The following is an 11,592-nucleotide window of genomic DNA, read 5'->3' on the forward strand; positions in this document are numbered from 1 at the left end:
GCGGCTTTGGAGCCGACGGCAACGGCAACGTCAACAGCTGCAGGGTTGTTGGTTTGGTGGGGGCGGGGTGGGTTCGTGGGAATCGCCGCAAGTACGTCCCTGTAGGCTCGCCATCCGCATCCATGCGGATGAGCGTTCCCACGAACCCACCCCGCCCCACCTTCGTCAGGTCCATGGTGGCCATGGAACATCGGTAGCGCCGACCCATGGTCGGCGAGCGCAGCGGGCCGCTGGCGGGAACATTCCGCCGACCATGGGTCGGCGCTACCAGAGCGCCGTGCCGTGTCCGGTGGAGGGAGCCCCTGAGTCAGGGGCGGCCGCGAAGCGGCGGGGTGTGGGTGTTGGTGAGACGGGGCCCGCGGTTTGCGCAGCAAAGCGTGGGAGCGGCAGCGCGAATGCGATGACGTGGACCCGCGCCATGGATGGCGCGAAACGAGGCCCGCAGGAGCGGCTTTTGCCGTCCCCCACCCAGCCCCACCGCCCGGCCCCCCAACTTCAGCCTGAAAGCCACCCGCGAGGGGGTCCCGCCCGTTCGACCCACCCGAACGACAGGCAAAGAAAAAGCCGCTGGCGAACCAGCGGCTTCTTCAGAACAGCGTGAAGAAAGAAGTTATTACTTCTTGGCTTCTTCAGCAGCGTCCTTGGCCTGCTCGGCGGTGCCTTCGGCAGCCTTGGCAGTGTCAGCAGCTGCGTCGGCAGCAGCGTCGGTGGCGGCGCCAGCGGCGGCACCGGCAGCGTCGGCCGAAGCGTCAGCAGCGGTAGCGGCGGTGTCAGCAGCCTGCTGGGCAGCATCGGCGGTGGCGGTGCCAGCGGCAGCAGCCTGGTCAGCAGCGGCCTGCGCTTCGGTGGCAGCTTCGTTGGCCGAAGCGGCGGCGTCCTGGGCAGCTTCCTGCTTCGAGCAGGCAGCCAGGGCCAGGGCCAGGGACATAGCAACCAGCAGCTTGTTGATGCTCATTTGGTGAATCCTCGTCGTCGTTAGATAGGCAACGCGCAGTTGCGCGCCGCCAACATGATGACAAGCCACGAATGGCTGTCAAGCGATCCCGCATTCAGTTTTGCGAAACGGGAGTTAAATCCAATCAAATCAATTCGATGGCGATGGCCGTTGCTTCACCACCGCCGATGCACAGCGTAGCGATGCCGCGCTTGCCGCCGCGGCTGCGCAATGCGTGGACCAGGGTGACCACCAGACGCGCACCGGATGCGCCGATCGGATGGCCCAGCGCGCAGGCGCCACCATTGACATTCAACTTGTCGTGCGCGATGCCCAGTTCACGCATCGGCGCCATGGCCACCACCGCAAATGCCTCGTTGACCTCGAACAGGTCGACATCGGCCAGCGTCCAGCCTGCCTTCCCCAGCAGTTTGTGGATCGCGCCGATCGGGGCGGTGGTGAACCATTCCGGCTCCTGCGAGTGGGTGGCATGGGCAACGATGCGGGCCAACGGCTGCAGGCCGCGGGCGTTGGCATCGTCTTCGGACAACAGCACCACCGCAGCGGCACCATCGGAGATGCTGGAGGAACTGGCGGCGGTCACGCTGCCGTCTTTCTTGAACGCCGGACGCAGGGTGGGGATCTTGGCGATGTCGGCGCGGGTGGGCTGCTCGTCGACGGAAATTTCGACCTCGCCCTTGCGGCTGGCGACCTTCACCGCGACGATTTCATCGGCGAATGCGCCATTGGCCTGCGCGGCCTGGGCGCGTTTGACCGACTCGATCGCGTAGGCATCCTGTTCTTCGCGGCTGAACTGGTACTTGTCCACGGCGCACTCGGCGAACTCGCCCATCGCCTTGCCGTCGTAGGCATTGACCAGCCCGTCGTGGGCCATGTGGTCCACCGCCTGGAAGTTGCCGAAGCGGTTGCCGGTGCGCGAATTGGGCAGCAGGTGCGGCGCGTTGGACATGGACTCCATGCCACCGGCGACGACGATGCTGGCCGAGCCGGCCTTGATCAGGTCATGCCCCAGCATGATCGCCTTCATGCCCGAACCGCACACCTTGTTCAGCGTGGTGGCGCCGGTGGACAGCGGCAGTCCGCCGGCGATGGCGGCCTGGCGGGCGGGCGCCTGGCCCAGGTTGGCCGGCAGCACGCAGCCCATGATGACTTCGGTAACGTCGCTGGCCGGCACGCCGGAGGCTTCAAGCGCGGCGGCGATCGCGGTCGCGCCCAGGGTCGGGGTGGGGACGCCGTTGAACTGGCCGAGGAAGGAGCCGATGGCAGTACGCTTGGCCGCGGCGATGACGATGTTGGACATGGCAATCTCGTTGTTGCGTGAGCAAATTCGGAAAAGGAGACGCGAGCCGTTGGAAGGCGACGCGAATCCCGGCAGACTGCGTGGGGGACGCCAGTATAGGCGGTGCCCCTGACTGCGGGTTGGCTGGCCCAGTGCCAGCATCCGCCGAGTGCGGCACTCGACACCTTCGACGGGGGATACAGGGATGAAACGGGTTCAACTGAATACGGCTGCAGGGATGAAGACCGCGCTGGCCATGGCGCTGGCCGCGGCATTGAGCGCCTGTGGAGGTGGTGGCGGCGGGGGCAACGTCCGCGTCGAACCGCCCGTCCCGCCGCCGGTCACGCCACCGCCGGTGACCCCGCCTCCCGTTACGCCGCCGCCCGAAGCGCCGCCGCAGCCAAGCAGGCAGGGCCATCTCACCGCGATCAACGCGCTGGGCACCGGGCTGACCGGGCAGGGCGTGCGTATCGGCGTCGTGGACTCAGGCGTCAACGGCACCCATCCGGCGCTGGCCGGTCGTGTGGTCGCCAACTACACCTATGTCGACCCACGGGAGAACGACCTGGGACGCGACGATGTGGTCGGGCATGGCACCACCGTGTCGATGCTGGCGGCCGGTGGCGACTATTCCGGCTCGCAGGTCGGCGTGGCGCCCGGTGCGGAGATCGTCTCGGCGCGGATCATCGCCGACAAGCGGCCCGTGGATGACGGCAGCGGCAATGGCAACCAGGTCAGTGGTGCGATCGGCCTGGCGCCGGTGCATCGCGACCTGATCAATGCCGGTGTCAAGATCATGAACAACTCCTGGGGTGGCCTGTACTGGACCAACGCGGCGACCACCGCACAGATCGCCGACGAGTACCGCCCGTTCATCACCAGCAACGGCGGACTGGTGGTGTTCGCTACCGGTAATGACGGCAAGTCCACCCCGTCGAACATGGCCGCGCTGCCGAGCCGCCCCGGTGTCGGCGGCAGCACGCCCGCGGCCGACCTGGTGCGCGGCTGGCTGGCGGTAACCGCCGTGGACACGGTCACCCCGACCCAGCTCGCCAGCTACGCCAATGCCTGCGGCGAAGCCGCCAGCTACTGCCTGGCCGCGCCCGGCACCGCGGTCTATCCGGATCCACAGGCGACCACGGCGACCGCAAGCTATTACTACGGCTGGGGCACGTCCTATGCGGCGCCACTGGTATCCGGCGCGGCGGCGCTGGTCTGGCAACGCTATCCATATTTCAGCAACGACCTGGTCCGCCAGACCCTGCTGGGCACGGCAACCGACATCGGCGCTGCCGGGGTGGACCCGGTGTTCGGCAACGGGCTGCTCAATGTCGGCAAGGCCGTGAACGGTCCGGGCCGACTGGACTGGGGCGATGTCAGCGTCAACGTCAACCGGCTCGGGCTGGATTCGGTATGGAGCAACGACCTCAGTGGGTCCGGCGGCCTGGTCAAGCAGGGCGTGGGCGCCTTGGGCCTGTCGGGACGCAACACCTACAGCGGTGCCACGCGCATTGAACAGGGCACGCTGGCGCTGCGCGGTGGCGCCTCGATCACTTCCAGCGTCGGTATCGTCGCCCAGGCCGGCAGCCCCGCTGGCGCCGCGCTGCAGTTCATGAACGGCACCACCCGGGTGGTCGGCAGTGTCGACAACGGCGCCAGCGTGGTACTGACCAGCGCCAACGCCGATGCCACCATTGAAGGCAATTACCTGCAGCGCGACGGTGCCCAGCTGATGGTCGCGCTGGGGGTCAACGCATTGAAGGTAACCGGCACGGCGACCCTGCAGGGCGGTGGGGTGGTGGTCAACGGCGCGATTGCCGGTTATGTGCCGGCCGATGGCACGCGGCAGTCGCTGATCCAGGCACAGGGGGGATTGTCCGGCCAGTTCAACACCGCGGCGGTGGGGCAGAACGGCGTGTCGCTGCTGGAATCTTCGTACGGCTATGACAGCACGACGGCATGGCTCGAATTGACCCGGGTCAGCGTGGTGGCCGCGGCCAGCGCGGCGTCGCTGGATGCGGGCGCACTGGCATCGGCCGAGCGCGTGGAGCGCGCCTTCGAACGGCTCGACGGCAGCCCGGACCTGCAGGGCAGTGCGTTGGCCGATTTGGCCGGCGAGCTGCAGCGCACGCCCGGTGGCATCAGCGGCCTGTCGGCCAGCCTGGACAGCCTGTCCGGCAAGGCCCACGCACTGGCCACGCAGGCCACGTTCGACAGCGTGGACATGAGCCGGCGTGCGGTGGCTGCGCGCTTCGGCCAGGTGCAGGCACGCCCGGCGCTGCGTGGTGCGTGGCAGCGTGCGCTGGGCGAGGCAGGGCAGGGCAATTTCGCCGGCAATGGAGCGCAGACCCGGGGCTGGATGGTCGGCCATGAGAGCGCGTTGAGCGGCAATGGCGTGCTGGGCGTGGCCTTCGGCGAAGTGCGCAGCAACGCCAGTGGCAACGACAACGGTGGACTGGGGCGTGATCGCCAGGCACAGGCGCAGCTGTACGCCGGTTGGAGCGAGGGACGTGGCTATCTGCTGGCGCAACTGGGCGCTGGACAGTTCCAGCGCCAGGTGGATCGTCAGCTGCTGCTCGGTGCGCAGGCGGTAGCTGCCGGCGCGCGTTACGGCGGCCGCTTTGCCAGTGTCAGCATGGAATCCGGGCTGCGCTTTGGCGGCCCGCGTACGGCGCTGACGCCGTACGTGGCGGCCAGCCAGGTGCAGGTGCGCTCTGACGGGTTCACCGAGCAGGGCGGGCTGGGCTTCGGCCTGCGCATGCAGGACACCCTGGCGCGGCGCAGCCTCGCCATGGCCGGTCTGCGTGCAGAGCGCCAGTGGCGGCGCTGGACGCTGCGCGGCTACACCGAATGGCAGCAGGAGCTGTCCAGTGAGGGGTTCGATGCGCAGGCCGGCTTCACCGGCGTGGAGGCGTGGGCCCCGCTGGTTTCCGGCGCACTGCCGCGTGCGTCGGGCCTGCTCGGCGTGGCGCTGGAAGCCGGGGTCGGACGTAGCGGCCGGGTGTCGTTCGGCTACGACCAGCGCTTCGGTGGTGGCCTGGACGTATCGCAGGCGGCGCTGAACTACAGCACCGGCTTCTGATTCCGGGGCCGCGCGGTCGGCTTTCCGGGTCGGCGCCGTGGGGTCTGATGGAAGGCGCCGCGCTTTGCGCTCGCCGAGCATGGCTCGGCGTTACCGGGTTTTCCGGGTCGGCGCTAGCGGCGGTCAGCCGGCGCGCAGGTCGCCCAGGCGCGGAGTGGCGCGTCCCATCGGCAGCTTCAGTCTGCCGATCGACTGGATGCGCGCTTCGGCAATGCGGTCGGCCGCGCGCTGCGGGGCGATGTTCTCGCGCTGGGACAGCGCGAAGATGCGGCCCAGGTTGTGGTAGATGCTGCGGATCAGGCGCATCGCGCGTTCGCGGTTGTAGCCGTCGATTTCCAGCGACACATTCATCACCCCACCTGCATTCACCGCGTAATCCGGCGCGTACAGGATGCCGCGCGCGTGCAGTTCGTCGCCCACTTCCGGGTTGGCCAGCTGGTTGTTGGCGGTGCCGCAGATGATGCGCGCCTTCAGCCGCGGCAACACGTCCAGGCTGATCGCACCTTCCAGCGCACACGGAGCGAATACATCGGCGTTGACCTCGTGGATCTCGTCCGGCTTCACCGCTTCGGCGCCATACTCGGATACCGCGCGGTCCACCAGCGATGCATCCAGGTCGGTCACGTACAGTTTGGCGCCGCGGTCGCGCAGCAGCTTCACCAGTTCCATGCCGATGTGGCCCAGCCCCTGCACGGCGATGCTGGTCTTGCCCACTTCCTCATGGCCCAGCTTGGCCTGCAGCGCCGCCATCAGCGCCTGCAGCGCACCGTAGGCGGTGAACGGGGCCGGATCCCCGGAGCCGCCGTGCACCTGGTGGACGCCGGTGACGAACTGGCTTTCCAGGTAGATGTTTTCCATGTCGTTGACATCGGTGCCGACGTCCTCGGCGGTGATGTAACGACCACCCAGCGCATCGACCTGGCGACCGAAGGCACGCAGCAGCACTTCGGTCTTGTCGGTGCGCGGGTCCCCGATGATCACCGCCTTGCCACCGCCGACATTCAGCCCGGCCAGTGCGTTCTTGTAGGTCATCGTGCGGCTGAGTCGAAGCACGTCGGCCAGTGCTTCGTCCGTGCTCGCGTAGGGACGCATGCGCACACCGCCCAGGGCCGGGCCCAGGGTGGTGCTGTGCAGGGCGATGATGGCCCGCAACCCCGCGTCGGGGTTGTTGCAGAAAACGACCTGCTCGTGACCGGTAGTGGCGAGGGTTTCGAATAGCATGGCGACTCCGTTGGCGTGAACAGCAGCGAACCACTTCGAACAGGCCAGCAACGATAAGGGTGCAGAAACAAAAAAAGCGACGTCGTCAGTTCAGGGGACGGGCCGCGCGGCGCCATTCTAGTCCATTCCCCGGGGTGGTGCTGTGCACGTCCGGGCCCATGGCCAAGTGGGTGGCCGGGTTAAAGAACCGACCCTGTCGGCCGATGCTGGATGCACGGCGGTGTCCGCCTGAACCCAAGGAACGGTGCGGTGGCAGTAAAGCAATCCTACGCCCGCTTTGCCGGGCCATGCGGGGCGGGCCGATGAGCATGACGGGCAGCAGTGGCTGGGCCGGCTGGTGGGGGCGGCTGTTCGGCCGTGCCGGGGCGGGACATGCCACGCAGCAGCGCATGCAGCGCCACGATGTCTTCGTGGCCGAAGCCGCTGCGCCGGCCAGGACGGAAGCCGATGCCCATGCCGATGCCGAGGCGCGGCTGCACTCCGGCCTGTATGCACTGGCCCTGCACCCGGCCCTTGATGGCGGCGCTGCCTGCAACGACGCCCTGCTCGAGGCGACCCGGCAGGCGCTGCTGTCACGTGACTGGAGCGCGCGCCAGTTGCCGCGGCGTCCGCAGCTGCTGCCGCAGCTGATCCAGACCGTCAACGACCCGGAATCCTCCGCGCGGGCGACCGCGGCGATCATCGGCCAGGATCCGGTGCTGACCGGCAACCTGCTGCGCATCGCCAACAGCCCGGCTTTCCGCATGCAGGAGCGGCCGGTGGACAGCCTGCAGCGGGCCATCACGCTGGTCGGCACCGAAGGCATCCGGCAGATCATCAGCGCGGTGCTGGTGCAGCCGGTCATGCACCTGCAGTGCAGCGAGTTCCCGCAGTTCAGCACGATCATCTGGGAGCATGCGCTGCTGTCTTCGCGCGCGGCGGCCGACCACGCGCGCACGGTGAGCCAGCAGGATCCGTTCGCCGCGCAGTGGCTGGGGCTCACCCAGGGCCTGGGCGCGGCGCTGGTGATGAAACAGCTGCTGCAGGAAGCGCAGACGCTGCAGGTGCCGCTGGACTACCCCAGCGCCGAGGCGGTGCTGCGTCAGTGGACGTTGCCGGTCGCCCAGCGCGTAGCGGCGGCTTGGGAGCTGCCCGCGCCGGTGCACGAAGCGCTCAAGGAAACCAACGCCGACAGCCCGCTGCCACGCACCCTGCGCTTCGCTCGCGCGGCGGCGGCGGCCAGCCTGTTGGCCCGGCACGGGCACATCGGCAAGAGCCAGGGGTTGGCCTGGCTGGAGCAGCTGCCCGGCACCCCACCGCATGCCCTGCTGTGGATCTGGCGGCGCCTGCACGGTCGGCCCGTTGAAACCCTCGCCGACGAACACGACGGCGACGCCTGAGCGGCGTCAGAGCTGCGATTCCAGCGGCAGCCAGCTGATCACCCGGGCACTGGCGCGCAGGCGCACGCTGCTGTCCGGTTCGGTGTCGACCCAATGCGGCGGTGGATCCCGTTCCAGCCAGCGCACCCGGTCCTGTGCGTCCAATGCCAGCCACCAGCTCTGTTCCGGGCTGGACAGCCGCAGGTATTCGGCCGTCAGCTGGGCCGCCAGCACCGGGTCGTCGAAGATCACGCCCATTTCCGTGTTGAGGTAGGCCGAGCGCGGATCCAGGTTGAAGGAGCCGACGAAGCCGTGCCGGTCATCGAGCACGAAGGCCTTGGTATGCAGGCTGGCACCACTGCTGCCGAACAGGCCGGAACTGGTCGCCTTGCCATGTGCCTTCAGTTCGTACAGTTGCACGCCGGCCTGCAGCAGCGGCACGCGATAGGTCATGTAGCCGCCGTGCACGGCGACCACGTCGTTGGCGGCCAGGGAGTTGGTGACCACGCCGACCTGCACGCCGCGTTCGCTCAGCCGGGACAGTCCATCCAGCCCCTCGTTGCCGGGCACGAAGTACGGCGATATCAGCAGGGCCTTGTGCTGCGACGCCGTCAGCATCTGGACCAGGTCGCTGACCAGCCAGTTCTGCGGATCATCGCGGCGATGCTTCATGGGCGGATCGGAAACGATGCGCACGTTCCTGCTCCAGTGCAGCGGCGCCGCACTGGCCCGTGCGCGCTGCCGCGACTTCGCCACTTCCGCAAGGTACGGCCTGGCCGATTCCAGTCGTGCTTCATTGTCCGATTCGCGCATCAGCAGGCGCAGCTGCTGGCGCGTGTGGTAGGCCAGCGCGGCGATCGGCACGGCCGCTTCGCTGTTCCAGTAAGCGTCGAACACGGTGTTGGCCTGGCCGACCGCTTCACCGGCCACCAGCAGGTCCAGGTCGCGGAAGTTCACGTCCGGGCGCGCGCTGAAGTACTCCTCGCCGATATTGCGGCCGCCGACGATGGCGACCCGGCCATCGGCGATCCAGCTCTTGTTGTGCATGCGGTGATTGACCGAGAAGAACCGCTGCACCATCTCCAGCATGCGCCACGGTCCATTGCGGTTGCGGAACGGGTTGTACAGGCGGATCTCGATGTTGGGATGGGTGTCTAGCGCCATCATCAGCGCGTCCTTGTCCTGCGCGTTCATGTCGTCGAGCAGGATCCGCACGCGCACGCCCCGTTCGGCGGCGTCGTGCAGGGCACGCGCCATCAGGTGGCCGATCAGGTCGTCCTTCCACATGTAGTACTGCAGGTCCAGGCTGCGTTCGGCGCGTTCGGTGATGACCGCGCGCGCAGCGAAGGCATCCAGTCCATCGGACAGGAAGGCCACGCCGGATGCCCCGGGATGCGCCGCCTGCAGCGCGCTGACTTCGCGGTCGATGCGGGTCTGCGTGGGGTGGACCGGCAGTACGTGCGATGGTTCGCCACGCGCCTGCGGGGTCAGATGGTCGGCCAGCAACAGGCCGGACAGCACCAGCAAGGCCAGCAGCGCAAGCACGATGGCCAGGCCGCGCAGCAGCCGGCGCCACAGGGGAAGGGGTTTACTCATGCACCGATCCTAACCGCCAGGCCGGTGCACGCGCAGTGCACTGCTCAGAAACGCTCGTCGCTGCCCAGGTAACGCCAGCTGCCGGGGGCCAGCTTGCCCAGCGAGACGCGGCCGATGCGCAGGCGGCGGATGCCGACCACCTGCATCGAGGCGCCCGCGCAGGCTTCGCGCAGCATGCGCGGATGCAGGCCCTTGCCGGCGAAACGCAGCCGCTGTTCGCTCTGCCAGCTGATCTTGCAGCCGGGAATGGTGCGTCCGTTTTCTTTCAGGCCGGTCTGCAGCCGGGCCACGTCCCACATCGCCCGCTCGCCCTGGATATCCACCAGGAACTCCTGTTCGGTGCGCGCAAGCTGCTGCTGCAGGTGGGCGATGATCAGCGGGTCCTGGCTGACCACCACCAGGCCACTGTCCGAAGCGGGCAGCGCGGCGGCCAGCTGCAGGCCGTGGAAGTGGCGCTGCAGCGGACGGATGCTGCCCAGGTCCAGCGGGCTCTGCGATTCCGGGGTGACCATCGCGCTGAGCGTATGCGCAGCCGCATCGACCGGCTTGGCCAGCAGCATGGTGACGCGCTCGGTTTTCTCATCGCGTGCGGCCGGGTCCATCTCCACGGTCTCGGTGGTGACCTGCGCCTGCGGCTGTTCCACCACCTGGCCATCCACGCGCACCCAGCCGCCTTCGATGTAGCGGCGGGCTTCGCCACGGGGGCAGCCGAGCAGTTCGGCCAGGCGTTTGTCGAGACGGGTGGAGAGCATGGGGCAAGGAACCTCAAGGGGGCGCGCAGTGTACCTGCCACGGCGCCTGGCTGCTTCAGCCGCCGCGGTGGGCCAGTTCAGTCAGGAACAGCCGGGTGTCGAATTCCAGCTGCAGGTAGTCCGGTTCCATATGCTGGCACAGCTGGTAGAAGGCCTTGTTGTGGTCGGCTTCCTTCAGGTGCGCCAGTTCATGCACCACGATCATCCGCAGGAAGGCGGCCGGAGCCTGCCGGAACACGCTGGCCACGCGGATTTCGCGGCTGGCCTTCAGGCGTCCGCCGTGCACGCGCGACACCGCGGTGTGCAGGCCCAGCGCATGTTTCACCACTTCCAGCTTGTTGTCGTAGCAGACCTTGTTCAGGTGCACCGACTGGCGCAGGTAGCGGTCCTTGAGGTCCTGGGTGTAGTCGTACAGCTGGCGGTCGCTGCGTACCTCGTGCGCTTCGGGATAGCGGCGCTGCAGCAACGCGCCAAGGCGGTCTTCAGCCAGCAGCTGGCGCACCTGTTCCTGCAGGGGTTCGGGGTAGCCGGTCAGGTATTTCAGGGAGGGCATGGGGCTGCCGGGGCTCCGGTATCATGGACGTCCCTAAGATAGACCAGTTGCAGGCAGGACCATGGCAAAGCCGAACGCGCTGCAGGAACAATTGCTCAAGGCCGGGTTGGCCAAGAAGGCGCAGGCGAGTGCCGCGGCCCGCGAGCAGGCCAAGGCCCGCCAGGGCAAGGCGCCGGATGCATCGGCGGAGATCCAGCGCGAGGCCGAGCGCGTGCGGCTGGAGAAGGTCGAGCGTGACCGCGCGATCGCCGCCGAACGCAATGCGCAGCTGCGTGCCACCGAGGGCCGCGCGCAGGCGCGGCAGATCGTGCAGGCGCATGCGGTTCCGCACGCGGGCGAGAGCGAGTACCGCTTCACCCACGGCGAGGTGATCCGCACGTTGCTGATTGACGCCAAGCTGCGCAAGGCGCTGTCGGCCGGTGCGCTGGTGATCGTGGCGGCGGGCGAAAGTTATGCGTTGTTGCCGCGCGCGGCGGCGGAAAAGGTGCGCGAACGCGCGCCGGAACTGATTGCGGTCGACCACGGCCAGGCGGGCGAGAGCACGGTCGCCTCCACCGGCAATGCCGAGGACGATGCGTATTACGCGCAGTTCCAGATTCCGGACGACCTGGTCTGGTAAAGGGTTTTTCTGCGCTTGCGCGCGGGCTTGAAGCAATGGCAACGGCAACGGCAACGTCAAAGCTGCGGGGCTGTTGGTTGGGCGGGGTGGGGTGGCTGTGCAGGACACGCCGCAAGTACGTCCCTGTAGGCTCGCTTTTCGCATCCATGCGAAAAGACGGTCCTGCACAGCCACCCC

At 68.0% G+C, this 11,592-nt stretch carries 9 protein-coding genes; 3 read left to right on the forward strand and 6 right to left on the reverse strand.

All coding sequences use genetic code 11. The features are described from left to right. Window positions 1-613 precede the first annotated feature (613 nt). Window positions 614-955, reverse strand: coding sequence for a hypothetical protein (locus tag SOM47_RS06050; protein WP_042614545.1), 342 nt, complete (start codon window positions 953-955; stop codon window positions 614-616). 124 nt (window positions 956-1,079) lie between these two features. Continuing rightward, window positions 1,080-2,255 (reverse strand): thiolase family protein, encoded by a 1,176-nt coding sequence (locus SOM47_RS06055; protein ID WP_320505034.1) that lies wholly within the window; start codon window positions 2,253-2,255, stop codon window positions 1,080-1,082. 217 nt (window positions 2,256-2,472) lie between these two features. Here SOM47_RS06055 and SOM47_RS06060 point away from each other — a divergent pair, with 217 nt between their 5' ends. After that, the gene (locus SOM47_RS06060) at window positions 2,473-5,316 is read left to right on the forward strand and encodes a S8 family serine peptidase (RefSeq protein WP_320505035.1); all 2,844 of its coding nucleotides are present in this window, start codon (window positions 2,473-2,475) and stop codon (window positions 5,314-5,316) included. Window positions 5,317-5,439: 123 nt separating this feature from the next. On the opposite strand, the gene SOM47_RS06065 is transcribed toward SOM47_RS06060, so the two are convergent. Then, window positions 5,440-6,537, reverse strand: coding sequence for a Glu/Leu/Phe/Val family dehydrogenase (locus SOM47_RS06065; RefSeq protein ID WP_042614542.1), 1,098 nt, complete (start codon window positions 6,535-6,537; stop codon window positions 5,440-5,442). Window positions 6,538-6,839: 302 nt separating this feature from the next. On the opposite strand from SOM47_RS06065, the gene SOM47_RS06070 reads away from it, so the two are divergent. After that, on the forward strand, window positions 6,840-7,916 hold the full coding sequence (locus SOM47_RS06070) for an HDOD domain-containing protein (RefSeq protein ID WP_320505036.1): 1,077 nt from the start codon (window positions 6,840-6,842) through the stop codon (window positions 7,914-7,916). A 6-nt stretch (window positions 7,917-7,922) separates the two neighbouring features. Here SOM47_RS06070 and SOM47_RS06075 read toward each other — a convergent pair whose 3' ends face one another. The 3 genes from SOM47_RS06075 to SOM47_RS06085 are packed head-to-tail and all read right to left on the reverse strand — an operon-like array spanning window position 7,923 to window position 10,796. Further along, window positions 7,923-9,491 carry a phospholipase D family protein gene (locus SOM47_RS06075; protein ID WP_320505037.1) on the reverse strand — a complete coding sequence of 523 codons (1,569 nt, stop codon included), beginning with the start codon at window positions 9,489-9,491 and terminating at the stop codon, window positions 7,923-7,925. A 44-nt stretch (window positions 9,492-9,535) separates the two neighbouring features. Further along, window positions 9,536-10,243, reverse strand: coding sequence for an RNA pseudouridine synthase (locus tag SOM47_RS06080; protein ID WP_042614540.1), 708 nt, complete (start codon window positions 10,241-10,243; stop codon window positions 9,536-9,538). A gap of 55 nt (window positions 10,244-10,298) precedes the next feature. Next, the gene (locus SOM47_RS06085; protein ID WP_042614539.1) at window positions 10,299-10,796 is read right to left on the reverse strand and encodes a M48 metallopeptidase family protein; all 498 of its coding nucleotides are present in this window, start codon (window positions 10,794-10,796) and stop codon (window positions 10,299-10,301) included. Between the two features lie 61 nt (window positions 10,797-10,857). Here SOM47_RS06085 and SOM47_RS06090 point away from each other — a divergent pair, with 61 nt between their 5' ends. Then, a complete protein-coding gene (locus SOM47_RS06090; RefSeq protein WP_042614538.1) occupies window positions 10,858-11,415 on the forward strand; it encodes a DUF2058 domain-containing protein in 558 nt (185 codons plus the stop codon). Window positions 11,416-11,592: the final 177 nt, after the last annotated feature.

Origin of the sequence: Stenotrophomonas sp. CFBP8980, assembly GCF_034046095.1 — a bacterium.
GTDB classification, from domain to species: domain Bacteria; phylum Pseudomonadota; class Gammaproteobacteria; order Xanthomonadales; family Xanthomonadaceae; genus Stenotrophomonas; species Stenotrophomonas lacuserhaii.